Annotated in this window: 18 protein-coding genes; 12 read left to right on the top strand and 6 right to left on the bottom strand. The window is 72.9% G+C overall.

Features of this window, described 5'->3' with window-relative positions:
* Positions 1 to 182 precede the first annotated feature (182 nt).
* On the top strand, positions 183 to 8,243 hold the full coding sequence (locus ASG63_RS13825) for a hypothetical protein (protein ID WP_056217201.1): 8,061 nt from the start codon (positions 183 to 185) through the stop codon (positions 8,241 to 8,243).
* 85 nt (positions 8,244 to 8,328) lie between these two features.
* Here the strand turns inward: ASG63_RS13825 and ASG63_RS13820 are convergent, their stop codons facing one another.
* The gene (locus ASG63_RS13820) at positions 8,329 to 8,793 is read right to left on the bottom strand and encodes a DUF1489 family protein (RefSeq protein WP_244472604.1); all 465 of its coding nucleotides are present in this window, start codon (positions 8,791 to 8,793) and stop codon (positions 8,329 to 8,331) included.
* A gap of 82 nt (positions 8,794 to 8,875) precedes the next feature.
* Positions 8,876 to 10,000 (bottom strand): hypothetical protein, encoded by a 1,125-nt coding sequence (locus ASG63_RS13815; RefSeq protein ID WP_056217198.1) that lies wholly within the window; start codon positions 9,998 to 10,000, stop codon positions 8,876 to 8,878.
* 199 nt (positions 10,001 to 10,199) lie between these two features.
* Here ASG63_RS13815 and ASG63_RS13810 point away from each other — a divergent pair, with 199 nt between their 5' ends.
* From ASG63_RS13810 to ASG63_RS13790, 5 genes are all read left to right on the top strand, one after another.
* Entirely contained in the window at positions 10,200 to 11,375 is a 1,176-nt protein-coding gene (locus ASG63_RS13810; protein ID WP_244479900.1) for an MFS transporter, read from the top strand.
* 60 nt (positions 11,376 to 11,435) lie between these two features.
* Entirely contained in the window at positions 11,436 to 12,578 is a 1,143-nt protein-coding gene (locus tag ASG63_RS13805; protein ID WP_056217196.1) for an ABC transporter permease, read from the top strand.
* A gap of 125 nt (positions 12,579 to 12,703) precedes the next feature.
* Positions 12,704 to 13,426, top strand: coding sequence for an ABC transporter ATP-binding protein (locus ASG63_RS13800; protein ID WP_244479549.1), 723 nt, complete (start codon positions 12,704 to 12,706; stop codon positions 13,424 to 13,426).
* Positions 13,427 to 13,494: 68 nt separating this feature from the next.
* Positions 13,495 to 14,577: an MlaD family protein gene (locus ASG63_RS13795; RefSeq protein ID WP_056217193.1), complete on the top strand. Its 1,083-nt coding sequence runs from the start codon at positions 13,495 to 13,497 to the stop codon at positions 14,575 to 14,577.
* Between the two features lie 109 nt (positions 14,578 to 14,686).
* The gene (locus tag ASG63_RS13790; protein ID WP_244479899.1) at positions 14,687 to 15,274 is read left to right on the top strand and encodes an ABC-type transport auxiliary lipoprotein family protein; all 588 of its coding nucleotides are present in this window, start codon (positions 14,687 to 14,689) and stop codon (positions 15,272 to 15,274) included.
* A 28-nt stretch (positions 15,275 to 15,302) separates the two neighbouring features.
* Here ASG63_RS13790 and ASG63_RS13785 read toward each other — a convergent pair whose 3' ends face one another.
* The 3 genes from ASG63_RS13785 to thiE all read right to left on the bottom strand — a co-directional run bounded on the left by ASG63_RS13785 (position 15,303) and on the right by thiE (position 17,565).
* Positions 15,303 to 15,932: a helix-turn-helix domain-containing protein gene (locus ASG63_RS13785; RefSeq protein WP_056217184.1), complete on the bottom strand. Its 630-nt coding sequence runs from the start codon at positions 15,930 to 15,932 to the stop codon at positions 15,303 to 15,305.
* 86 nt (positions 15,933 to 16,018) lie between these two features.
* Positions 16,019 to 16,825, bottom strand: coding sequence for a bifunctional hydroxymethylpyrimidine kinase/phosphomethylpyrimidine kinase (gene thiD, locus ASG63_RS13780; RefSeq protein WP_056217182.1), 807 nt, complete (start codon positions 16,823 to 16,825; stop codon positions 16,019 to 16,021).
* Positions 16,826 to 16,854: 29 nt separating this feature from the next.
* On the bottom strand, positions 16,855 to 17,565 hold the full coding sequence (gene thiE, locus ASG63_RS13775; protein ID WP_056217179.1) for a thiamine phosphate synthase: 711 nt from the start codon (positions 17,563 to 17,565) through the stop codon (positions 16,855 to 16,857).
* A gap of 155 nt (positions 17,566 to 17,720) precedes the next feature.
* On the opposite strand from thiE, the gene ASG63_RS13770 reads away from it, so the two are divergent.
* The 6 genes from ASG63_RS13770 to ASG63_RS13745 all read left to right on the top strand — a co-directional run bounded on the left by ASG63_RS13770 (position 17,721) and on the right by ASG63_RS13745 (position 23,950).
* On the top strand, positions 17,721 to 18,284 hold the full coding sequence (locus ASG63_RS13770) for a sugar O-acetyltransferase (protein WP_056217175.1): 564 nt from the start codon (positions 17,721 to 17,723) through the stop codon (positions 18,282 to 18,284).
* Between the two features lie 157 nt (positions 18,285 to 18,441).
* Positions 18,442 to 19,440: an NUDIX hydrolase gene (locus ASG63_RS13765; protein ID WP_056217172.1), complete on the top strand. Its 999-nt coding sequence runs from the start codon at positions 18,442 to 18,444 to the stop codon at positions 19,438 to 19,440.
* Between the two features lie 154 nt (positions 19,441 to 19,594).
* The gene (gene nadA / locus ASG63_RS13760; protein WP_056217169.1) at positions 19,595 to 20,620 is read left to right on the top strand and encodes a quinolinate synthase NadA; all 1,026 of its coding nucleotides are present in this window, start codon (positions 19,595 to 19,597) and stop codon (positions 20,618 to 20,620) included.
* Complete coding sequence (locus tag ASG63_RS13755; RefSeq protein WP_056217165.1) at positions 20,617 to 22,161, top strand: L-aspartate oxidase; 1,545 nt, start codon at positions 20,617 to 20,619, stop codon at positions 22,159 to 22,161. Before nadA ends, ASG63_RS13755 begins: the two co-directional genes overlap by 4 nt.
* A gap of 68 nt (positions 22,162 to 22,229) precedes the next feature.
* Entirely contained in the window at positions 22,230 to 23,093 is an 864-nt protein-coding gene (gene nadC, locus ASG63_RS13750; protein ID WP_056217163.1) for a carboxylating nicotinate-nucleotide diphosphorylase, read from the top strand.
* A gap of 191 nt (positions 23,094 to 23,284) precedes the next feature.
* The gene (locus ASG63_RS13745) at positions 23,285 to 23,950 is read left to right on the top strand and encodes a L,D-transpeptidase (RefSeq protein ID WP_056217160.1); all 666 of its coding nucleotides are present in this window, start codon (positions 23,285 to 23,287) and stop codon (positions 23,948 to 23,950) included.
* 71 nt (positions 23,951 to 24,021) lie between these two features.
* On the opposite strand, the gene ASG63_RS13740 is transcribed toward ASG63_RS13745, so the two are convergent.
* Positions 24,022 to 24,369: a DUF6460 domain-containing protein gene (locus ASG63_RS13740; protein WP_056217156.1), complete on the bottom strand. Its 348-nt coding sequence runs from the start codon at positions 24,367 to 24,369 to the stop codon at positions 24,022 to 24,024.
* Positions 24,370 to 24,420 lie beyond the last annotated feature (51 nt).

The following is a 24,420-nucleotide window of genomic DNA, read 5'->3' as shown; positions in this document are numbered from 1 at the left end:
AAGACGACGGCGCGGTACCGGCCCTCGGCTTGGTAACCATTCCGTTAAGGTTTTTTGGGCGCTGCGGCCGGCTCGGGTATCCGAGCCCTGTGCCGAAGTCTAAAGTTCCTTGGTAAATTGGTAAAAGTAACCTTGATCGACGGGCGCGGCCGCCGATCGGGATACGCGTAACGAGGCGTTGAATGGCCACGGAAAAGAAGCTCAAGGACCCGGCCGAGGCGGCTCTGTCGGCGATCGAGCAGGCTCTCAACCTCGACGCTTTCGCTCAGGGCGACGAGGCATCCCGGGTGGAACCCCGCCTGCCGGATGTCGGCGACGGCGATCCCTTGCGCGATCCCAGCGGTCGCCTCGCGCCGCCCCGCCTCGACCTCGACCAGCCCCTCGCCTCGGACCTGCCGCCGCCGGACCGCAACCGGCCGCGCCGCGAGGGCGGCCTCCTGCCGCCCGACCGTTCCATGGTGGCCAACGACGATCGCCAGAACATCGGCATCCTGCAGCAGACCCTGCGCGTGCGCCCCTCGCGCACCCCCTACCTCATCGCCGCCGCGGCGGGCGCCCTCTGGATCGCCGGCCTACTCGCCCTGGCCTGGGTGCAGTCCTCCGGCGACCTGCGCGGCTTCTTCCAGGGCCTGACCGCGCTTCAGGGCGCCGTGGCGGCGACCGCCCTCGTGGGCCCCGTGGTGCTGTTCGCCATCATGGGGATGCTCGCCGTGCGCGCCCAGGAGATGCGCCTCGTCGCCCGCGCCGTGGGCGAGGTGGCGATCCGTCTGGCCGAGCCCGAGAACTTCTCCACCGACGCGGTGCTCACCATGTCGCAGACCGTCCGGCGCGAGGTCGCGGCGGTGGGCGACGGCGTCGAGCGGGCCCTGGCCCGGGCGGGCGAGCTCGAGACCCTGGTGCGCGGCGAGATCGCGACCCTGGAGCGGGCCTATTCCGACAACGAGATCCGCATCCGCTCCCTCGTCGAGGAGCTCGTCGCCCAGCGCGAGTCGATCATCGCCAATGCCGAGCGCGTGCGCGGGGCCATCACGGGCACCCACCAGAGCCTGACGGCGGAGCTCGACGGCGCCGCCGAGCGCATCGTCTCCGCGGTGAACGGCGCCGGCGACCGGGTCACCAGCGCCCTCGATGCCCGCGGCGAGGCCATCACCTCGGCCCTTGGCGACCGCGGCGACGCCATCACCGCCGCCCTCGGCGAGGCCGGCGACCGGGTGGTCGAGCTGGTCTCCGGCCGCGGCGACGACCTCGTGCAGCGCCTCGCCTCCACCAGCGACGGGGTGCGCGGCAGCCTCGCGGAGGTCGGCAGCGCCCTCACCCTGTCCCTGGAGACCCGGGCCGACGAGGTCACCCGGGCCTTCGAGCGCACCGGCGGCATCCTCACCACCACCCTGGCGGAGAATGCCGGGCAGGTGGCGCGGACCCTGGCCCAGACCGGTTCCGAGGTCATCGAGGCCCTGAACCGCCAGAGCGGCGAAGTCCGCCAGACCTTCGAACTGTCCGCGCGCGGCCTCGAAGAGGCCTTCCTGGCCCGCGGCTCCGAGCTGACGGCCCAGTTCTCCTCCACGGGCGGCGAGATCACCGAGCGCTTCGCCGAGACGGGCGATGCCCTGCGCGCCCACTTCGCCGAGACCGGCGCCGCCCTCACCCACGACATCTCCGTGCGCGGCGATGCCCTGCGCAGCGAGATCGAGACCGCCGGCACCGGCGTGTCCGCCCTCATCGAGGCCCGGGCCCGCGAGGCCCAGACGGGTCTGGCCGCCGCCGCCGGCAGCATCATCGAGACCTTCACGGCCCGCGCCGACGGCGTGCGGGAGGACCTCGTCCGCTCCGTCGACGGCATCGCCTCCGGCCTCGACACCCAGGGCGGCGCCCTGGCCGATCGCATCGAGACCGCCGCGGCCCGCCTGCACGAGACCATCACGGTCCACGGCTCGGAGGTCTCGAACCTGTTCGAGACCCGCGGCCGCGACACCCAGGCCGGCCTGGCGCTGGCCGCCAGCGCGATCATCGAGAGCTTCGGCGCCCGCGCGGACGCCCTCCGGGAGACCCTGATCGGCTCGGTGGAGGACGCGACGACCCGCCTCGACGAGCGCGGCGGCACCCTGGCCGAGCGCATCGAGGCCGCGGCCACCCGCCTGCGGGAGACGATCGACGTGCACGGCGGTTCGGTCTCCGAGCGCATCGACGCGTCGGGCCGCGAGGCCCAGGCCGCCCTGGCCCTCGCCGCCAGCGCCATCGTGGAGACCTTCGGCAACCGGGCCGACGGCGTGCGTGACGACCTCCTCCGCTCGGTGGAAGGCCTCGCCAACGGTCTGGACCAGCACGGCGCGGCCCTGGCCGAGCGCATCGAGACGGTGGCGAACCAGCTGCATCGGACCGTCACGGTCGAGGGCGCGACCCTGGAATCCACCCTCGGGGCGACCGGCGATCGCGTCGGCGAACTCGTGCGCCTGCGGACGCAGGAAGCCACGCAGACGCTCGAGGGCGCCCTGTCGGCCCTCGGCTACACCTTCGAGACCCGGGCCCTGGAGGCGGTGGACAGCCTGCGCGCCACGGCCGCGACCCTCGAATCCGAGATCGGCAACCGGACGTCCGAGGCCGCCGACACCTTCCGCCGCAGCGCGGAGGAGACCACCGTGGCCCTCGGCGCCAGCACCACCGAGGCCGCGCAGTCCCTGCGCCGCGCCTCCGCCAGCGCCACCGGCGAGCTGGAGGCCCGCACCGTCGAGGCGGTGCAGATCTTCGAGACCCGGCTGGCCGCCACGTCGGCCGATCTCGCGGCCCGGACCGCCGAGGCGGCCGAGCTCCTGCGCAACGCCGCCGACGGCCTCGGCGGCACGGTGGGCAGCAGGGCCAGCGCCTCCATCGAGGCCCTGCGCAGCACCCTGGATGCCGTCAACGACGAACTGGCCCGGCGCGCCGAGGAGGCCGCCGGCACCATCGCCCGCGCGGCCGACGGCCTCGGCGGCGATCTCATCGCCCGCATCCGCGACGTCGAGACGGTCTTCGACAACCACGGCCGGACCCTGGGCAACCTCATCGCCTCCCAGGCGCAGGACGCCCAGACCCAGCTCGCCAATACCGGGCGCGACATCGTGCTGGCCGTCACCGCGCAGGGCGCGCGGGTGAACGACGCCCTCAACCAGACCGGCGCCAGCTTCGCCGACACCACCGAGACTCGCGTCCAGGCGATCGACCGCGTGCTCAACGACCGCCTCGCGACCCTCCAGGAGACCATCGCCCGCGGCGACATCCTGGCCGAGCGCATCGCCCGCGACACCGCCGCCCTCACGGAATCCGTGTCCGGTCGCCTCGAGGAGATGGACCGCGTCATCACGGTGCAGGGCAAGGTGGTGGCCGACAGCATCGCCGCCCGCACCCGGGAGGCCCAGGAGACCGTCGAGAGCCAGCTCGGCGCCCTCGAGGAGCGCTCCGCCCGTCGCTCGACCGAGATCGGCGAGACCTTCGCCAACCTGGTCGCCCAGATCGACGGCCATCTCGGCGGCCGCGCCACCGCCCTGAACGAAGCCCTGATCGTGCGGACCGCCGAGATGGCCCGCGTCATGGCCGAGGGCGGCCGCGACCTGGTCCAGGCCCTCGACACGCGGGCGGACACCATGGCCCTCGACATCGCCCAGCGCGGCGCCAGCCTCGGCGACGTCCTCGGCGAGCGCTCGGCGGACATCGCCCGCCGCCTCGACGAGCAGACCCTGGAGCTGTCCCGCCGCCTCGACGAGGGCGCCGGCCGCTTCGATGCCGGCGTGCTCGGTCGCCTGGAAGCGATCGGCACCGCCCTCGAGGAGCGCAGCCGCCTCATCGAGGAGTCGTTCGGAGCCCAGGCCTTCGAGGCGATCCGCCTGATCGAGAGCCGCACCCGCGCGGTGGACGAGGATCTGGCGACCCGCACCCGCGAGCTCGTCGACATGATCGTCGAGCGCACCGGGAGCGCCAACCAGGCCCTCGACACCCAGGCCGTGGCCATCCGCGAGGCGTTCTCGCAGCGCGCCGACGAGCTCGTCCGCCTCATCGATGCCCGCACCGCCGCGATGGGCACCGAGCTCGACGAGAAGGGGCGCGCCGTGTTCGGCGCCCTCGGCGGCCGCATCACCGAGCTCGCCCGGCTGTTCGACCTCGGCAGCAATTCCCTCGGCGCGGTGCTGGAGCAGCGCGGCGAGACGATCCTCGCTCGCCTGCGCGACATGGTCACGGAGGCCGATCGCCAGCTCAGCGAGGGAGAGGGCCGCCTCGGCACCACCCTCGACCGCCGGACCTCCGACATCAGCTCGCTCCTCGACGAGGGCGTGCGCACGGTCCACCAGCTGCTCGACGACCGCACGGGGGAGATCCGCGCGCTGCTCGACAACCACGCCAGCTCCCTGGGCTCCAATTTCAGCGACCGCATCGCGCCGCTGCACGACACGCTCGACCAGCGCGGCCGGGCCTTCGTGGACACCATTGCGGCCAGCCTCGGCAGTGCCGCCGAGGCGGTCGAGGCGCGGACGCAGGCCCTGGCCACCCTCTTCGACGAGCGCATCGAGCACCTCGACGAGGTGGTCGACCGTCGCGGCGGCAGCCTCGCGGACTCGGTCGAGGCCAGGACCCGCGCCCTCGCGGAGACCTTCGACCAGCGCATCGGTGTGCTCGACGAGCTCGTGGACACCCGCGGCAGGCGCCTCACCGAGACGCTGGGGGCCCAGGCCCAGAGCCTGGTCGAGCAGTTCGACCAGCGCCTCGGAAGCCTGGACGACGTGGTCGAGCGCCGGAGCGGCGAGATGGCCCAGGCCGTGGACGAGCGCACCCGCGCGCTCGCCAACCTGTTCGACCATCGCATCAACATCCTCGGCCAGCTCGTCGACCATCGCGGCGCGCAGCTGACCGAGACCCTCGAGGGCCGGACCGAGGCCCTGACGGCCCTCCTCGACCAGCGCATCGGCGCCCTCGACGCGATCGTCGACGGCCGCGGCAACCACCTGACCCAGTCGCTCGACGCCCGGGCCCAGGGCCTGCGCGGCCTGTTCGACGAAGTCCTGAGTGCCCTCGACGGCCTGATCGACGGCCGCGCCGAGGCCCTGACCGACCGGGTCGAGACCCAGACGCGCGGCCTCACCACCCTGTTCGACGAGCGGCTCGGCGCCCTCGACCGCCTCGTCGACCACCGCACCGGCACCCTGTCCGACGAAGTCGATGCCCGCGCCCAGGCACTGGTCTCGCTCATCGACACGCGGGTCGGTGCCCTCGACCAGGTGGTGGATGAACGGGCGGGCGCCCTGCGCCAGCAGGCCGAGGCCATGGCGCAGACCCTGGTCTCCCTCTTCGAGGAGCGCGCCACCGGCCTCGCCGCACAGGCGGACGACCGGACCCGCGCCCTCGTGGCGATCTTCGACGAGCGCCTGGGGGCCCTGGAGGGCCTGGTGGACGGGCGCGCCGGCACCCTGGCCGACCGCGTCGAGGAGCGGACCCGCACCCTCGCCTCGGTGTTCGACACCCAGCTCCGGACCCTCGATGAGACGGTCGAGCACCGGGCCGACAGCCTCTCCCGCCAGACCGAGGAGCGCGGCCTCGCGCTCGCGGCGATCTTCGACGAGCGCCTGCGTGCCCTCGAGAGCCTGGTGGATGGACGCGCCGGCGCCCTGGCCGACCGCGTCGCGGAGCGGACCCACACCCTCGCCTCGGTCTTCGACAGCCAGCTGCGGACCCTCGACGAGACCGTGGATCACCGCGCCAACGTCCTGGCCCAGCAGGCCGAGGACCGCGGCAGCGCCCTCGCGGCGATGTTCGACGAGCGGCTCACGGCCCTCGGCGGCCTCGTGGAGGCCAGCGCGGCGGAGTTCGCCCGCACGATCGACACGCAGGGCCAGGCCCTGACGGAGGCGGTGGACAGCCGGTCGGAGGCCTTCACGAGCCGCATCGACACCCGGATGAAGGTGTTCGCCACCCTCGTCGCCTCGCGCGGCGACGCCCTGGCCACGGCCTTCGACGACCGCCAGGACGCCTACGCGTCCCTGGTCGACCAGCGCACCGCGGCGATGCTGGCGGCCTTCGACGCGCGGGTCGACCGCCACGCAGCCCTCGCCGAGGCGCACAGCCAGGCCCTGGCCGCGGCCCTCGACCAGCGCAACGAGGCCGTGGCGGCCCTGCTCGACACCGGCACCGGCGCCATGACCGAGGCGTTCGACCGTCGCTCGACGGCCCTGGCCGGACTCATGGAGGCCCGTGGCCAGGCCCTCGCCCGCCGGCTGGCGGAGAGCGCCGAGACCATCACCCGCGCCATCGAGACGGGGGGCGGTGCCCTGGTCGAGACCCTCGACGGACGCGGGAACGCGGTGGTCGCCCAGCTGACGGACCAGTCCGAGCGCCTGCGCGAGATCGTGGACGGACCGGCGGCCCAGCTCGTGGAAGCCCTGGCGCTGCGCGGCGACGCCATCGAGCGCGCCCTGCAGGAGAGCGGCGCGCCGCTGGTCGCCGCCATCCGCGAGCGCACCGAAGCCCTGGCCGCCCAGTCCCGCGCCTCCGCCGAGACGCTGCTCTCGGCCATCGACGGCGGTGCGACCCGGGCCATCGCTTCCCTGAACGACGCCAACGCCCAGATGCGCGGCGAACTCGCAGCCATCCTCGAGCGGATCGACGGGGCCAACGACGCCCTGCGCGAGCTCCTGGCGGGGACCGGCCAGAACCTCGGCCATATCGAGGCGGGCCTCTCGCACCGGATCGCCGACATCCGCGACGGCCTGGCGGCCGTGGCCAGCGAGACGGATCGGGCCAGCGCGGGCGTGTCCGAGCAGGTCCACCTTCTCCGGAACGTGGCCGAGGGCGCCCTGCGGGACGCCGCCGAGCTGGCGGCCTCCCTCGACGAGCGCGGTCGTGCCCTCGACGAGATCGGCCGCATCCATGCGGGGACCCTGCGGCAAGCCGTCGGCCACCTCGAAGGCGCCGCCGGGCAGCTGCAGGGCGCGGCCGGCCAGATCCAGGGCGCCGAGAGCCGCCTCGCGGACCGTCTGGGCGAGCGCGAGGCCGCCATCGCCAGCGTGCTGTCGCGGATCGAGGAGCGCTCCGGCACCCTCGACGCGCAGACCGCGCGCTTCGACGCGATGATCGGCGAGACCCTGCGCGCCGCCGAGGAGCGGGCGCGGGCCCTGGGCACCAGCCTGTCCGAGACCGCCGCGGGCGCCGGGACCACCGTCGCCGCGGCGTTCGAGGGCCTGCGCGCCAGCGCCGACAGCGAGAGCGGACGCACCGCCGAGGCCGTGCGCACCGCCATCGAGGCGGCGTCGCAGCAGATGATGGGCGTCCTCGAAACCGCCTCCGGCCGCTTCGGGGACTCCGTCTCCGGCCTGCGCGAGATGGCGGCCGAGATCCGGCGCGAGCTCGATGCCACCCGGGCCGACCTCCAGCGCGGGGTGCTGGAGATCCCGCGCGAGACGCAGGACGCCACCGGCGAGATGCGCCGGGTGGTCTCCGAGCAGCTCAAGGCCCTGACCGAGCTTTCCGGCCTGGTCCAGAGCGCGGGCCGCGCGGTGGACGCGGCGGTTCCGCAGGTGTCGGAGCCGAAGCGCCCCGCCGCCCCGGCGCCGGCCCCCGTTCCCGCCGCGACCGCTCCGGCGAAGGCCGCCCCGGCCAAGCCGGCCGCGGCCCCGGCCAAGCCGGTCGCGGCAACGGCGGCGAAGGCCGCGGCTCCGGCGGGCCGCCCCGGCACCTCGATGAACCTCGTCTCCGCCCCCGCGGCGGGACGGACCGGCCCGGCGTCCCGCGCCGAGGCCCGGCCGGGCGAAGGCCGCGGCTGGCTCTCCGACCTGCTGACGCGGGCCTCCCTCGACGAGGATGCGGACCCGGCGCCGGACGCGCCGGCTGCGGCCACGACGCAGCAGGCTGAAGCCCAGAAGAACGCCGCCGAGCGCGGGCGCACCGCCCTCGAGACGATCTCCAGCGACATCGCCAAGATGATCGACCACCAGACCGCGGTGGAGCTGTGGGAGCGCTATCGCCGGGGCGAGCCGAACCTGTTCGACCGGCGGATCTACACGGCGCAGGGCCGGCAGACCTTCGAGGAAGTGCGCCGCCGCTACGCCGCGGACGCCGATTTCCAGCGCACGGTCGACCGCTACGTGGGCGAGTTCGAGCGCCTGCTCGGCGACGTCTCGAAGAACGACCGCGACTCCTCGCGGGCGGATGCCTACCTTACCTCGGAGACCGGCAAGGTCTACACCATGCTGGCCCATGCCAGCGGCCGCTTCGACGGGGCGTAGGGCCCCGCACGCCCCGGACCGGACGAACGGACCCCCCGCCCTCCCCCCGGAGGGCGGGGGTTCTTCCGTCGTGGATTGGCGCGCGTCAGATCAGGCCGAGGCCGGCGAGTTCGCGGCGCAGGGATTCCGGCATCTCGGCGAGCCCGCCCGCCGTGCGGGCGTCGAGGTCGGCCGGCGCATCCTCCGCCTTCAGGTAGCGCCAGCCCTGGAACGGCCGGCATGGACGGGGCGACACGGCGGTGACGTCGGGCTGCAGGATCAGCCGGCAGCGGCCGATCCCATCCGCATCCGTGAACGGGGTGATGGCGGTGATGGACTGGCGGCACAGCAGCGTGCCCTTGATGACCCAGTAGATCGAGCCGCGCCCGACGATCTCGGCGGCGCGGGTCGGCACCATGCGGGTGGTGTGCACCGGGGCGGGATCGCGCCCCTCGCGCAGGGCCGCCGCGCGGGTGTGGGCGATGCGCGCCTCGAGATCGCCGATGCTGGCGGGACCGACGCAGAGCTTCAGCAGGTGCAGGGTTTGGGCGGCGGGCATGACGGCGGGCATGGCGGCGTTGTAGCAGCCGCGCCGCAGCCGCGCGCCTCCTTCCGTGAACGGCGCGACCCCGCGCCGCTCACGGGTTCGGTCCTCAGGAGAAGAGCGCGCGCTTCTCGTCCTCGGACAGCGCATCGATCTCGGCGAAGGCCGTCGCGATGTCGGTCTGCGCCTGCTCCGAGACCCGGATCGTCGCCGTCGGCAGCGTCTCGGGCAGATCCCCGGCCGGATCGGCCTCGTCTTCACCCGTCGGGCTCGGCTCGGCCTCGGGCTCCTCCGGCGCGACCATCGCCTCGGCCGCATCCGGGGCCGCGGGCTCGGCCGCTTCGGAGACAGCGAAGGCGGCCTCGCCGGGCGAGGGCGCGTCCTCGGCGTGCGGGTCGTCCGCACGCGCGGACTCCTCCGGGGGCGCCGTCGCGGAGGCGCTGTCCGCCAGGGCGTCGGTCGCCTCCAGGAAGACGATGTCGTCCTCGGCGGACGGGTCGTCCGACAGCGGCGCCCGGGCGAAGGCCACGGGCGGCACCGGCTCCGCGGACGATCCGTCCATGTCGATGTAGCGGTCGACGTCGCTCTGGCAGAGGTCGGCCTGAACCTCGGGCGCGCTCGACCCCCCGGGGCCCGCCGGGACCGGATCGAGGGCATCGCCCCAGATCGCCATCATGGCGGCGAGGCGCTCCTCGAGGTAGCGCAGGGTGTGGATGATGCGCGCCGTGCGCTGGGCGGTGAGGTCCTGGAACGAGCAGGCGGTGTAGATGGCGGTGGCGCGCCGGTCGAGCTCGTCGCAGATCGCGGCGTCGGAGCCGGATTCCCGCAGGGTCCAGGCGGCCTCCTGCACGTGCTCGGCGGCGCTGAGGATATCGGAGGTCGCGTTCTCGGTGGAGCGCACGATGGCGTCGAGGGCCGCGGAGGCGCCGCCGAGCCGGCTCTGATCCTGCTCGGGTGCGTTGATGGCGGCGATCTCGGCCTTCGTGCGGGCGATGGCGTGGGCCATGTCCATGAGGTCGCCGCGCACGCGCCCCATCTGGCTGCTCTCGCGATCGCGGGTGACCACGCTCTCCAGGCGGGCGATCGCGTCGAGGAGGATCCCGGTGTCGCTGGTGCGGTTGCGGCGGAGATAGGCGTCGAGGAACCAGCGACCGCGCTCGCTCTCGGTCATCGCCGCTTCGATGCGATCGTATTCCGAGATGTCGAGGGACGTCAGCGAATGGGAACTCGACATCAAGTACGTGTCCTTGGCCGCGGGGGCCGGCACGCGATGGCCGGGTCCAAGCCGTCTCAGGTTGACAGGATCGTTTTAACGCCGGCTTTACGCAGCGTCCGCCTGACGCGACGTTCCCACAGGCCCCCCTCGTCCCAGTCCGGTCGCTGTGTCTGACCCTTCTCCTGCTCCCCCGGAGCCGAACGCCTTTCGGCTGTCGGTGCTCTACGCCGTCGTCTTCGTCGAGATCGGCATCGCCATGCCGTTCATGCCGGTCTGGCTCAACGCCCTCGGGCTCGACGCGGCCGTCATCGGCGCCCTGCTGGCCCTGCCGATCGCGATCCGCATCGTCGCTACCGCCCCCCTGGTCGGGCTGATCGACCGGGGGATCGCCGCGCCGCGGATCCTGCTCGCCGGCAGCCTGGTCCTGGCCGGTACCTACGGGTTGATGCCCACGGGCGCCGCCCTCGGCTGGCCCGTGCTCGCCCTCCTCATCGCGCTGAATGCCGTCGCGGCCGCCCCCCTGGTGCCCAGCATCGACTACCTCACCCTGGGGGCCGTGCGCCGGAGCCGCCGGCTCGACTACGCGCGGATCCGGATGGCCGGCTCCATCGGCTTCCTCCTGGCCAACTTCGCCGGCGGCGCCGCCCTCGGGGCGATGGGCGAGCGCCTCGCCGTGCCCCTCCTCCTCACCGTGCTGGCGCTGATCGCCGCCGGGGTCGTGGCGGCGGCCCGCATCGACGCGCCTCCTGTCCCGCCCCGCCACCCCGAGGCCGGCCGGCCCGCCCTGCCCCGCGTCCTGTGGTTCTCGATCGGGGCGGCGGCCCTGATCCAGTCGAGCCACGCGGCGATCTACGCCTTCGGGAGCATCCACTGGAGCACCCACGGCATCGCCCCTGCGTGGATCGGCACCCTCTGGGCCATCGGCGTCGCCTCCGAGATCCTGCTCTTCGCCGTGGTCGGCCGCCTGCCTGCGCGCTGGCGCAACCCCTTCGTCCTGCTCGGCCTCGGCGGCGGTGCCGCCCTCCTGCGGGCGTTCGGCATGGCCGCGTTCGGGGATCGCCTCGGGGCGGTGATCGTCCTCCAGGTCCTGCACGGCCTCACCTTCGGGGCGACGCAGCTCGGCGCCATGGCGGCGGTGTCGCGCTTCGCCCCGGACGGCGCCCGCGGGCGGGCCCAGGGCACGGTCAGTTCCGCGGGCGCCCTTGCCTCGGCCAGCGCCACCCTGATGACCGGCGCCGCCTACCAGGCCGGGGGCGGGCCTCTCGCCTTCGTGTTGATGGCGCCCCTGGCCGGCCTCGGCTTGTGCCTCGCGGCACGCGCCGCGCAGGCCGCCCGCGCGTTCAGCCTTCACAGCACCACGATTGTGGGTCAGGGGGCAGGACAACCCGATTAACCTTGACCGTCCGGTAACCCGGATCGGTGTACCGTGACCGCGGCATGGAGTGCGGCGTCATTGGCTAGAGCCGAGATCAGGACCCTTCCGGAAGCTGCCGACGCCGCGATCCTCGCGGGCGGTCGCGTCGGCCTGTCCGGACGCTGGACCGCCGACCAGGGCGCGGCCGTGGAGGTCGCCGCCGCGCGCATCGCCGGCAGCGCCGCCGGCACGGCCCTCCTCGTCGATCTCAGCGGGGTCGCCCGCCTGGACACCCTCGGCGCCTGGGTGCTGGAGCGGACCCGCGCGGAGATCGAGGCCGCCGGCGGGCGCCTGGCCTATGCGGGCGCGACGCCCGAGCACCGCATCCTTCTGAGCGAGGTGAAGCTGCGCCCCGCCGAACCGCCGCCGCCCCGGCGCGGCCGCCTCTTCGGCTTCCTCGACGATCTCGGGCGGCGCGTGGTCGGCGCGAAGTCGGATTTCGTCACAGGGCTCGCCTTCTTCGGCGAGGTCGTCACCGCCTGCATCCGGGTCGCGGCCCGCCCCGGCACCTTCCGGGGAACCGCCCTCGTCAACCAGATCGAGCAGGTCGCCTTCCGGGGCGTGCCGATCATCGTGCTGATCTCGTTCCTCGTGGGCGGCATCGTCGCCCAGCAGGGCATCTTCCAGCTCCAGCGCTTCGGCGCCCAGAGCTTCGTCGTGAACCTGATCGGGCTCCTGATCCTGCGCGAACTCGGCGTGCTGCTCACCTCGATCATGGTGGCGGGGCGCTCCGGCTCGGCCTTCACGGCCGAGATCGGCTCGATGCGGATGCGCGAGGAGGTCGACGCCCTGCGGGTCATGGGACTCGATCCCATCGAGATCCTGATCGTCCCGCGGATCCTCGCCCTGGTGATCGGCCTGCCGATCCTGACCTTCCTCGCCTCCCTGGCGGCCCTGGCCGGCGGCGGCCTCACCGCCTCGCTCTACGGCGGCATGACCGTCGACGCCTTCCTGGCGCGCCTGCAGGCCGCGGTCTCGCTGCACCACGTGGCGGTGGGGCTGATCAAGGCGCCGTTCATGGCGCTCATCATCGGCATCATCGCGACCATCGAAGGCTTCGCCGTGGAGGGCTCGGCCGAGTCCCTGGGCCGCCACGTCACGGCCTCAGTCGTCAAGTCTATCTTCATGGTGATCGTCCTCGACGGATTGTTCGCCGTCTTCTTCGCCGCGATCGATTTCTGAGGCTCGGCCCGAACGTGTCCGCCCCGCACCCGCAGACGAGCCTCAGCCATCCGGCGCCTGCGGTCGCGCCGGAGCCGATCATCCGCGTGCGCGATCTCGTGGTCGGCTTCGGCAGCAAGATCGTGATGAAGGGGCTGAACCTCGACATCCGGCGCGGCGAGATCCTGGGCTTCGTCGGCCCCTCCGGCCAGGGCAAGTCGGTCCTGACCCGGACGATCCTCGGCCTCGTGCCGAAGCGGGCCGGCACCATCGAGGTGTTCGGCGAGGACGTGGACGGCCTCACCGTGACCCGGCGGCGCCAGATCGAGCAGCGCTGGGGCGTGCTCTTCCAGCAGGGCGCGCTGTTCTCGGCGCTCACCGTCAAGCAGAACATCCAGATGCCGATGCGCGAGCATCTGAACCTGTCCGACCGCCTCCTCGACGAGTTCGCCCGCCTGAAGATCGAGATGGTCGGGCTGAAGCCGGATGCCGCCGACAAGCTGCCCTCCGAACTCTCCGGCGGCATGATCAAGCGCGCGGCCCTCGCCCGCTCCCTCGCCCTCGACCCCGAGATCCTGTTCCTCGACGAGCCGACCTCGGGCCTCGACCCGATCGGCGCCGGGGAGTTCGACGAGCTCGTGGCGACCCTGAAGCAGACGCTGGGCCTCACCGTCTTCATGGTCACCCACGACCTCGACAGCCTCTACACCGCCTGCGACCGCATCGCGGCCCTGGGCGACGGCCAGATCATCGCGCAGGGCACGATCGCGGAGATGCTCGCGAGCGACCATCCCTGGCTGCGCGCCTACTTCCACGGCAAGCGCGGGCGCGCGGTCGTCTCGCCCGGCACGCCTCATGCGCCGGCCTGACGCCCGCCGCCCATGGCGTGCCGCCGCGCACCGCCCGCGCCCCACCCCGTCAAGGTATTGCTGATCCGATGGAGACTCGTGCGAATTACGCGCTGATCGGCGCCTTCACCCTCGCGGTCCTGGTGGCGGCCTTCGGCTTCGTGTTCTGGCTGCAGGGCGGGTCCCGGAGCCAGGTCCGGCAGGCCGTGCGCATCGTGTTCTCCGGCAGCGTCGGCGGGCTCGCCAAGGGCTCGACCGTGGCCTTCAACGGGATCAAGGTCGGCGAGGTCATGGACGTGCGCCTGCTGCCGCAGGACCCGCGCCGCGTCGTCGCCATCGTGGAGGTCGAGCGCACCACGCCCCTGCGCGCCGACACCCGCGCCCGCCTCGATTCGGCGATGCTCACCGGCGTCTCGACGATCTCCCTGTCGGGCGGCAACGCCGATGCCCCGGCCCTGACGCCGGGCTCGGGCGACCAGATGCCGACGATCTTCGCCGACAGCTCCGACATCCAGGACATGATGGCGGCGGCCAAGCAGATCGCCCAGCGGGCCGACGACGTGCTCCAGCGCCTCGACAAGGTGGTGGCCGGCAACGAGGGCGCGATCACCCGGACCCTGGCCAACGTGGAAACCTTCTCGAAGACCCTCGCGGAGGCCGGGCCGGCGGTGAGCGGCCTCGTGAAGGCGATCGACGGCCAGAAGCTGAATCGCGTGATCGACAATGCCGAGCGGTTTTCGAGCGCCCTCGCCGCCGGGAGCCCGGACATCGAGGGCGCCCTCAAGGACGCCCGGTCCCTGGCGGCCAAGCTCAACGCCTCCGCCGACCGCGTCGATGCCGTCCTGAAGGGGGCCGAGGGCTTCCTCGGCTCGGCCTCCGGCTCGGCCGGCACCAGCACCTTCACCGAGGTGCGCGAGGCGGCGATCTCCGTCCGCGACGCCGGGCGGGCCTTCCGGACCCTCTCCGAGAACCTTGACAAGCGGACCTCGAACATCGCCACCAGCTTCAACCGCCTGAGCGGCACCGGACGGCGCGAGGTGGAGGCGCTCTCGACCGACGGCCAGCGCACGCTCAACACCCTGAACCGCACGGTGAAGAGCCTCGAGCGGGATCCGTCGCAGGTCATCTTCGGCGGCAAGCCATCGTTGCCGGAATACAACGGTGGTCGTTGAAGCAACCGCTCCCCGGCCATGCGTGCTGCGGCGCACGGCAACATTCCGGACTTGAGTTAGTTTACCGCCACGCTGTGCGTCAGTGCGGCGACGGGTTTCCGGAATGCGTATGACACTTCACCAGACGGCCCCCGCGCTCGTCGCGATGCTTCTCGCCACCGGCCTCGGCGGCTGCGGCGGCGGCGCGGTGCCGCTCACCTTCGATCTCGCCGCGCTGCCCCCCAGCGGGCGGGCCGTCGGCGCGGCCCGGTCGTTAAGCGTGGCCGAGCCCGTGGGCATCCAGCCCTTCGAGGCGGACCGCATCATCGTGCGCGAGCCGGGCGGAGCCCTGTCCTTCCTCGGCGGCGGCCAATGGGCCGACCGCCTGCCGCGCCTGATCCAGACGCGGCTGATCCAGAGCCTGGAGAATTCCGGCCGCCTGAAGTCGGTGAGCCGCCCGGGCGACAAGATCGTGTCCGACTACCAGCTCATCAGCGAGATCCGGGCCTTCGACATCGCCGCCGGCTCCGGCGAGGCGGTGGTCGACATCTCCGCCAAGATCATCGCGGAGGGCACGGGCAAGGTGATCGCGGCGCGGATCTTCACCGCCCGCGTGCCGGTGCAGAAGGTCGATGCCGGCACCGCCGCCGTGGGCCTCGATGCCGCGCTGGCGCGGGTGCTGGGCGAGATGGTGGCCTGGGTGAATTCCGGCCGCTGAGGCTCGTGGGGCCGACGCCCTCCCGGCCTCATTCCATCACGGCCGCCTTCATGATGACGACCATGATGGCCTTGGCCGGCTCCGGCCCGATGCAGCGCACGGTGTGCGGCCGGTCGCAGCGGTAGCGCAGGGTCTCGCCGGCCCGGGCGCGCTGGACGGTGCCGGCGACCTCGACCTCGAGCAGCCCCGACGTCACCGTCAGGGATTCCACCGAGCCGCGCTGGTGCGGGTCGGAATCGAGCACGCCGCCCGGATCGGCGGTGAGGTCGTACCATTGCAGCCACTCGACGGTCTTGATCCAGCCGATGATGGCGAGGCGGACCCTGCCGTCGTCCGAGACCAGGATCGGCGTATCGGCGCGGGAGGTCTTCTCGATGAAGGGCTCCTCGTCGCTCGTCGCGAGCACCCGCTCGATCGAGACGTCGAGGGCCTGGCTCAGGCGCCAGATGGTGGCCAGGGTCGGGTTGGTCTCGTTGCGCTCGATCTGGCTGATGATCGACTTGGCCACCCCGGACTGCTCGGCCAGCTCCGACAGCGACAGGTTGTAGGCCTTGCGCAGGCGCTGGATCGTCTTGCCGAGCTGCCCGGAGAGCACCTGCGCCCCGGTGAGTATGTCCCGCTGCCGCCCGCGCTCGGGCGTCGTCACTTGGTCGTCCATCTGTTCCGAGATCCGCGCGTCCGTTCCGTTAACCGGACGCTTGTGCGGTACTTCAAACGCAAACGGCGGGGCGACGCAAGGCGCGGTCAGACCCAGAGGGCATGGAAATGGTGCACCGGGCCGTGGCCGTGCCCGACGGGAACACCGTCCGCCCCCGCGATGGCGGCGGAGACGTAGCGCTTGGCCTGCGCGACCGCCTCGACCATCGGCAGGCCCCGGGCGAGGCCCGCCGCCACGGCCGACGACAGGGTGCAGCCGGTTCCGTGGGTGTTGCGGGTGCGGATGCGCGGGGCGGCGAAGCGCCGGAGCGTGCCGTCGCCGCGCATCAGGTGGTCGACGCTCTCGTCGCCCTCGCCGTGGCCGCCCTTCACCAGGACGGCCCTGGCCCCGATGGCGAGGAGGCGGCGCCCCTGGGCCACGGCGGCGTTCTCGGTCTCGGCGGTGGGTTCGCCGATCAGGGTCGCGGTCTCCGGCAGGTTGGGGGTGACGAGGTCGGCCAGCGGCAGGAGGTGGCGGCGCAGGGCCTCCACCGCGGCCTCCGAGATCAGCCGGTCGCCCGAGGTCGCCACCATCACGGGATCGAGCACGATCGGGATCCGGCCCGCGTGGCGGGCGAGGCCGGCCGCCACCGCCTCGATGGTGGCCACCTGCGACAGCATCCCGATCTTCACCGCCCCGACGGCGAGGTCGGAGAACACGCTGTCGATCTGCGCCGTCACGAAATCGGCCGGCACGTCGTGGATGGCCTGGACGCCGCGGGTGTTCTGCGCGGTCAGGGCGGTGACGACGCTCGCCCCGTAGACCCGCAGGGCCGCGAAGGTCTTCAGGTCGGCCTGGATGCCGGCCCCGCCGCTCGAATCGGATCCCGCGATGGTGACGGCGATGAAGGTCATGGCTTGGAGATCCTGGCGTTTTCCGCAGCTTAGGCCGCGACGCCCCGCGCGGCGAGGGCCGAATCGACCCGGAAGCGCAGGTCGCGGGCGCGCCCGGCCACCGACTCGCCGGAAAAGAGCGAGGAGATCACCGCGATCCCGTCGGCCCCGGCCTCGATGACGGCCGCCGCGTTGCTGGAATCGATGCCGGCGATCGCCCCGAGGGGGAAGGCGGCGCCGCGGGCGAGGCGCCCCCGGAAGACGATGCGGGCGAGGCCGTCGAGCCCCACCGGTGGGTCGGGATTGTCCTTGCTCGTCGTCGCGAACACCCCGCCGATGCAGGCGTAGTCCACCGGCAGGCGGTAGAGCTCGTCGGCCTGGGTGCCGGTCTTCAGGGTGAGGCCGATGAGCGCCTCGCGGCCGAGCAGGCGGCGGGCCTCGGCCGGGTGCAGGTCGCTCTGCCCGAGATGCACGCCCTCCACGCCGGCGGCGAGGGCGAGGTCGACCCGGTCGTTGATCAGGAGCGGCACCCCCGTGCCCGTCAGCGCCGCGTGGATCGCCCGGATGCGGGCCAGGGCCGCCCGGGCATCCGCGATCGCCTTCTCCCGGTACTGCAGGAGCGTGCACCCGCCCTGCACGGCCTCCGCCGCCATCGCGGCGAGGCGCGCGCCGTCGGTGCCGGAGACGCCGGTATCGAGGAGGCCGTAGAGCCGCAGGTCGACCGGCCGGCCCCGTCCGATGGCTTCGTCCCGTCCGATCACGCTGCGTTTCCCCGGTTCCGTCGCTGGTGTGCCGCACTGTAGGGCTGCGCCGCCGCGATCGGAAGCTCCGGCACGGGCGGAGCTTTCCGGCGCGGTGTCGCGTTGCCACCCCCGAACCCGACCGCCAGCCAGCCAGACAGGGACACGCTCCGCGCATGGACCGCACGCAGAAGCAGAAGATGCTCGCCGGCGAGATCTACGATCCCGACGACCCGGAGCTTCACGCCGAAAGCCATGCCTGCAAGGTCTGGATGCAGCGCTACAACGCGGCCCTGGCGGAGACCCCTGCGATCCGCCGCGACCTCCTGCGCGAACGCCTCGCCGCGGTGGGCGAAGGCGCGGTGATCCGGCCGCCGTTCCACTGCGATTACGGGCTGCACATCAGCCTGGGCGCCCACGTCTTCCTGAACTTCGGCTGCGTCATCCTCGATTGCGCTCCGGTCAGCATCGGCGACCGCACCCAGATCGGGCCCGGCGTCCAGATCCTCACGCCGGACCATCCGCGCGAGCCCGGCCCGCGGGAGGCCGGCCTCGAATTCGCCCGCCCGATCCGGATCGGCCGCAACGTCTGGATCGGCGGCGGCGCGATCCTGCTCCCCGGCATCACCGTGGGCGACCACGCCATCATCGGCGCCGGCAGCGTCGTCACCCGCGACGTTCCCGAGGGCGCCACGGTGGTGGGCAACCCCGCCCGCGCCCTGCCCCGCAGCCAGCCCTGAGGCGTCCGCCCCGATCCCGACTGGGGGCGCATGCGCCGATCCCCCCTTGGGACGAATGGGCCGCGGCGGTTTTTCCACATTCATCACGCCGCCGCGATGTGCCATGAGCAGGGGTAGGCAAGGCGGACCAGACGGATAGCGGCGGGGATCGGGGCGCGTGACCACGGCGGAGGAGACCCAGCGGGATTCGGAGGGGGCGCTCTCCAATCCCTCCGCCGTCGGGCTCGTGGCCGTCATCGTCGCCGCCACCGACGGCGAGCCGCGCGCCCTCACGGTCCAGGTCGGAGGCCAGGCCAGGGGCCGCTCGGACGGCCTCCCGGCGGGGCCCCTGGTGCCCGAGCACCCGACGCTGGAGCGCGGCCTGCGCGCCTGGGTCGAGCGCCAGACCCACCAGCGCCTCGGCTACGTCGAGCAGCTCTACACCTTCGGCGACCGCGACAGGCAGGGCGACGATGCCGGCGGCCTGCACTCCCTGTCGGTGGCCTATCTCGCCCTGGTGCGCGAGGTACGTCCCGGCGGACTGGCGGAGGCCTCCTGGCGCAACTGGTACCGCTACCTGCCCTGGGAGGATTGGCGGGAGGGCCGGCCCGAATCCCTTGGCGAGATCGAGACCCAGCTCCTGGCCTGGGCCGAGCAGGCGCCCGACCCGAAGCTGCGCCGCCGGCGGGAGGACCGCCTCGGCCTGACCTTCGGCCTCTGCGGCGGCGCCTGGAACGAGGAGCGGGTGCTGGAGCGCTACGAGCTGCTGTTCGAGGCCGGGTTGATCCCGGAGGCGCAGGGCCAGTCCGGCGAGGCCCGCGAAGACGACCTCGCGATAACCGGCCAGCCCATGGCCCTCGACCATCGCCGGGTCCTCGCCACCGCGATCGGCCGCCTGCGGGGCAAGATCAAGTACCGCCCGGTGGTGTTCGAGCTGATGCCCCCGACCTTCACGCTCTTCCAGCTGCAGCGCACGGTGGAGGCCTTGTCCGGCACCAACCTGCACAAGCAGAACTTCCGCCGCCTCGTGGCGCAGCAGGGTCTGGTGGAGGAAACCGACGACGTCACCAGCGGCGCGACCGGCCGCCCGGCCCGCCTGGTGCGCTTCCGCCGCGAGGTTCTGCTGGAGCGCCCGGCCCCGGGCTTCCGCCTGCGCCCGGTCCGCCGCCCCGCCTGACCCCCCTGCCGGACCCGAATGACATTCGCGGTGCAGCGTCATTTTCGCATCGCAAAAACGTTATGCTCAAACCCTGTATATCTGGACAACGCGATCGGGGCCGCCTACGTTAGTCGGCACAATGCTCAGTTTGAGCATAAGTGAGGACGCGTCAATGGCGGCGACCAGTCTCCCGATCGGCCCGGCTTCCCGAGGCCTCCCCGCGGGCTTTCCCCTGCCGGACATCTACGCCCGCGTGAGCCGTCACGTGCCGGCGATCGAGTGGCCCGCCCTGGCCGAGGACGTCGCCGCGATCCTCGAACTGAAGAAGACCCGCAACGCCGTCATCCTGGCCCACAACTACCAGGCGCCGGAGATCTTCCATACGGTGGCGGACATCGTCGGCGACAGCCTGGCGCTGGCCCGCGAGGCCGTGACCGTGGATGCCGACGTCATCGTGCTCGCCGGCGTCCACTTCATGGCGGAGACGGCCAAGCTCCTGAACCCGGGCAAGACGGTGCTGATCCCCGACAGCCGGGCCGGCTGCTCCCTGGCCGACTCGATCACGGCGGCGGACGTGCGCAGCCTGCGGGCGAAGTACCCCGGCGTTCCGATCGTTACCTACGTCAATACCTCGGCGGCGGTGAAGGCCGAATCCGACCTGTGCTGCACCTCCGGCAACGCCGTCGAGGTGGTGCGCTCGCTGAACGCGCCGCGCGTGCTGATGATCCCGGACGAGTTCCTGGCGCAGAACGTCCAGGCGATGGTGCCCGAGGTCGAGATCCTGACCTGGGCCGGCCATTGCGAGGTGCACGAGCAGTTCACTCCCGCCGACATCCGCGAGGTGCGCGAGAGCTATCCGGGCGTCACCGTCATCACGCACCCGGAATGCCCGCCGGAGGTCGTCGCCGAGGCCGACTTCTCGGGCTCGACCGCGATGATGATGAACTTCGTCCTGGAGAAGCGCCCCAAGCAGGTGGTGCTCGTGACCGAGTGCTCCATGGGCGACAACATCGCGGCGGCCAATCCGGACATCGAGTTCATCAAGCCCTGCAACCTGTGCCCGCACATGAAGCGCATGAGCCTGAAGAACATCCGTCACGCCCTGGAGACCATGACGGAGGAGGTCACGGTGGAGCCCGCCCTCGCCGAGCGCGCCCGGATGGCGGTGGAGCGCATGCTCGCGGTGCGGACGCGATGAACGCGCACGCCCCGGTCTCATTCGCGCTTCCGGGCTCGGACCGGATCATCGTGGTCGGCGCCGGCATTGCCGGCCTCGCCACGGCCCTGCGCCTCGCGCCGCGCCCCGTCACCCTGGTCACCGCCGCGCCCCTCGGGTTCGGCACCGCCACCGGCTGGGCGCAGGGCGGCATCGCCGCCGCCATGGGAAGCGACGACGCGCCGGCCCTGCACGCCGCCGACACGGTGGCGGCGGGGGCCGGGCTGACCGAGGCCGACGTGGCCCTGCGCGTCGCCGAGGCCGGCCCCGGCCTGATCGACTGGCTCGTCGGCCTCGCGGCCCCCTTCGACCGGGACGCCGCCGGCGCCCTCGCCCTCGGTCTCGAAGCGGCACACTCCCGCCGCCGCATCGTCCGGGCCGGCGGGGATTCCACCGGCCGGATGGTGCTCGAAACCCTGGTCCGGGTTGTCGCGCGCACGCCCTCCGTCACCATCCTCGTGGCCTCGGCCCGCGACCTGATGCGGGATGCCCGCGGCGCCGTGACCGGCGTGGTCTGCGAGCGCGACGGCGTGCGCTTCTCCCTGCCGGGCCGCGCCGTCGTTCTGGCCACGGGCGGGGTCGGGGCGCTCTATGCCTCGACCACCAACCCGCGGGGGGCCACCGGGCGCGGCCTCGCCCTGGCGGTCCGGGCCGGCGCCGTGCTGCGCGACATGGAGTTCGTGCAGTTCCACCCCACCGCCATCGCCACCGGCGCGGATCCGATGCCCCTGGCCACCGAAGCCCTGCGCGGCGAGGGGGCGCGGCTGATCGACGAGACCGGCGCGCCCGTCATGGCGGGCATCGCCGGGGGCGATCTCGCCCCGCGGGACGTGGTGGCGCGGGGCATCTTCCAGGCGCAGGCCCGCGGCGCGCGGGTCTTCCTCGATTGTCGCGGCGATCTCGGCGCCCGCATGGCCACGCGGTTTCCCACGGTTGCCGGCCTCTGCGCCGCGGCCGGCATCGATCCGCGAATCCAGGCGATCCCGGTTCGGCCGGCCGCGCACTACCACATGGGCGGCGTGAAGGTGGACGCGACCGGCGCCAGCACCGTGCCGGGCCTGTTCGCCTGCGGCGAGGTCGCCTCGACCGGGCTGCATGGCGCCAACCGGCTCGCCAGCAACTCGCTGCTCGAAGCGATGGCCTTCGCGCCGTCGATCGCCGAGGCCGCCTCCGCGGTCCCGGCCCCGGGCCAGGCCCGCGCCGAGGCCGCGACGCCCCGGAGCGAGGGCGACCCCGACGCCCTGCGCACCGTGATGGAGCGGCAGGTGGGCGTTGTGCGCGCGGCGGACGGTCTCGCAGAGGCCGTGCGCCACCTCGCCCCGGCGGCGCGGGGCGGCTGCGACGTCGCCCTGACCGGCCTCGCCATCGCGGCCTCGGCCCTGTCGCGGCGGGAGAGCCGCGGCGCGCACTGGCGCAGCGATCATCCCGCCCAGGAGGCGCCGGTGCATACCGAGCTGGCGCTGTCCGACCTCTGGGCGATGGCCGAGGCGGTCGCGCCCGGCCGGGCCGTCGTCGCCGCCTGAGCCTCGCGAACCCGGTCCGGTCCCCAGGGGCGGGGCCGGCCCTCGTCCTCCATCCCGGAAGCTGGACCATGTCCGATCCCTCAGAGCTGCCTCCCCTGCCCCGCCTGATGGTGGAGCCCATCGTCCGCGCGGCGTTGCTGGAAGACCTCGGACGGGCCGGCGACATCACCACCGACGCCATCGTGCCGGCCAGCGCCCGCCTGGAGGGCGTCATCGCCGCCCGCCAGGACGGGGTGATCTCCGGCATCGACACCGCGATGATCGCCTTCGGGCTGATCGATCCGAGCGTCGGCGTCACGGTGGAGCGGGGCGACGGCACCCGGGTGAAGCCGGGCGACGTGGTGATCCGCCTGGCCGGCCCGGCTCGGGCCATCCTCACGGCCGAGCGCGTCGCTCTCAACCTGCTGTGCCGCCTATCCGGCGTCGCCACCGCGACCGCCTCCCTCGTCGAGGCGGCCCGGCCCCACGGCAAGGCCCGCATCGTCTGCACGCGTAAGACGACCCCGGGCCTGCGCGCCCTGGAGAAGCACGCGGTGCGCGCCGGGGGCGGCTCGAACCACCGCTACGGCCTCGACGATGCCGTGCTGATCAAGGACAACCACGTCGCCGTCGCCGGCGGCATCGTGCCGGCGATCATGCGCGCCCGGGCCTATGCCGGCCACCTCGTGAAGATCGAGGTGGAGGTCGATACCCTGGAGCAGCTCGCGCAGGCGCTCTCGGTGAAGGCCGACGCGGTGCTCCTCGACAACATGTCCCCGCAGCAGCTCACGGAGGCGGTGGCGATGATCGACGGGCGGGCCATCGCCGAGGCCTCGGGCCGGATCAACCGCGACACCGTGGGCGCGGTGGCGGCTTCCGGCGTCGACCTGATCTCGTGCGGCTGGATCACCCACAGCGCGCCGATCATCGACCTCGGCCTTGACGCCGTCTGAGGGACGCCCGCACGGCCAAGGTGCCACGGTGTTGCCATGAAATCACGACGCGGCGGCAAGCGTCGTTGCAGTGCGAATTCGGCTTGGCTTTGAAGCGTGAGCGTTTACGTCTTGGGCACACTTCGCACCGTAACGTGCGTCAAGTTTTCCAAGTCGTTTCCACAGACTACGTTCGCCTTTGAGAGGCTCCGATGCGCCGTTTCGCCCCCGCCCTGACCGGGCTCGTCTGCGCGCTGGGCGCGTGGGCGTCGCCCGCCGCCGCCTACGAGATCGACCCGCTCACCCGTCAGCCGCTGGATAACGCCCTGGTCATCCGGGTGCGGCCGCAGAACGAGCCCGTCGCGCTCCCCACCGCCAACGCCTCCCTGCCTGTCGCCGACCCGATGGCTCCGTCCTCGGCCGTGCCGCAGATGTCGGCGATCCAGCGCGAGGAAGTCGCCTATGCCGGCGGCTACGCCCCGGGTACCATCGTGGTCTCCACCGGCGAGCGGCGCCTCTACTACGTGCTCGGCGACGGCAAGGCCCTGCGTTACGGCGTCGGCGTCGGCCGCCCGGGCTTCACCTGGGGTGGCGTGCAGACCATCACCATGAAGCGCGAGTGGCCCGATTGGCGTCCCCCGGCCGAGATGCTGCGCCGCCGCCCCGATCTGCCGCGCTTCATGAAGGGCGGCATCGAGAACCCGCTCGGCGCCCGCGCCATGTATCTCGGCAACTCGATCTACCGCATCCACGGCTCGAACGAGCCGGAGACGATCGGCACCGCCGTGTCCTCGGGCTGCATCCGCATGACCAACGACGACGTGGCCGACCTCTACACCCGCGCCAAGGTCGGCGCGAAGGTCATCGTCCAGCGCTGAACGCGCCGTACGCGTCCTGACTTTCCCGAGGGGCCGGTGGACACACCGGCCCCTTTCTCGTGGGCGACGCGCTACTTCGACACCGCGAAGAAGCGCGACAGGAGCCAGAGGGGCACCACCACGACCGCGCCGGCCAGGATCCAGCGGCCGAAATCGTGGAAGGTAGCGAGGCCGAGGTCGATCAGGGTCCGCACCGCGTCGTAGGCGTGCCAGAACAGCAGGCCGGGGGTGACGCCGAGGGTCGCCATCACGGCGCCGACCAGCACCGACAGGAACAGGAGCTTCATGAAGACGGCGGCGGGCGAGCCGCCGAGGAAGCGCCGCAGGGCCGAGCGCCGGCCCGGCTCCGGGATCGGTGCGCCGGCATAGGGCTGCCCCCCGTAGGGCGGCGGGCGGCGCGGATCGTGGTCGAGCGTCATCGGGTCCTATCCTTGGCCATGTTCTTCGCCATGTCCTTGGCCGGGTTCTTG

The organism is Methylobacterium sp. Leaf94 (assembly GCF_001426045.1).
GTDB lineage: Bacteria > Pseudomonadota > Alphaproteobacteria > Rhizobiales > Beijerinckiaceae > Methylobacterium.
The sequence above is the reverse complement of the archived record's forward strand: the minus strand, read 5'-3'. Positions and strand labels throughout refer to the sequence as shown.

Excerpts from the sequence above, each read along its gene's own strand:
- ASG63_RS13800 (WP_244479549.1), top strand. The coding sequence starts at position 12,704 with ATGAAGGGGCTGAACCTCGACATCCGGCGCGGCGAGATCCTGGGCTTC.
- nadA (WP_056217169.1), top strand. The coding sequence starts at position 19,595 with ATGGCGGCGACCAGTCTCCCGATCGGCCCGGCTTCCCGAGGCCTCCCC.
- ASG63_RS13745 (WP_056217160.1), top strand. The coding sequence starts at position 23,285 with ATGCGCCGTTTCGCCCCCGCCCTGACCGGGCTCGTCTGCGCGCTGGGC.
- ASG63_RS13790 (WP_244479899.1), top strand. The coding sequence starts at position 14,687 with ATGACACTTCACCAGACGGCCCCCGCGCTCGTCGCGATGCTTCTCGCC.
- ASG63_RS13815 (WP_056217198.1), bottom strand. The coding sequence starts at position 10,000 with ATGTCGAGTTCCCATTCGCTGACGTCCCTCGACATCTCGGAATACGAT.
- nadC (WP_056217163.1), top strand. The coding sequence starts at position 22,230 with ATGTCCGATCCCTCAGAGCTGCCTCCCCTGCCCCGCCTGATGGTGGAG.
- ASG63_RS13820 (WP_244472604.1), bottom strand. The coding sequence starts at position 8,793 with ATGCCCGCCGTCATGCCCGCCGCCCAAACCCTGCACCTGCTGAAGCTC.
- thiD (WP_056217182.1), bottom strand. The coding sequence starts at position 16,825 with ATGACCTTCATCGCCGTCACCATCGCGGGATCCGATTCGAGCGGCGGG.
- ASG63_RS13740 (WP_056217156.1), bottom strand. The coding sequence starts at position 24,369 with ATGACGCTCGACCACGATCCGCGCCGCCCGCCGCCCTACGGGGGGCAG.
- ASG63_RS13755 (WP_056217165.1), top strand. The coding sequence starts at position 20,617 with ATGAACGCGCACGCCCCGGTCTCATTCGCGCTTCCGGGCTCGGACCGG.
- ASG63_RS13770 (WP_056217175.1), top strand. The coding sequence starts at position 17,721 with ATGGACCGCACGCAGAAGCAGAAGATGCTCGCCGGCGAGATCTACGAT.
- ASG63_RS13795 (WP_056217193.1), top strand. The coding sequence starts at position 13,495 with ATGGAGACTCGTGCGAATTACGCGCTGATCGGCGCCTTCACCCTCGCG.
- ASG63_RS13785 (WP_056217184.1), bottom strand. The coding sequence starts at position 15,932 with ATGGACGACCAAGTGACGACGCCCGAGCGCGGGCGGCAGCGGGACATA.
- ASG63_RS13825 (WP_056217201.1), top strand. The coding sequence starts at position 183 with ATGGCCACGGAAAAGAAGCTCAAGGACCCGGCCGAGGCGGCTCTGTCG.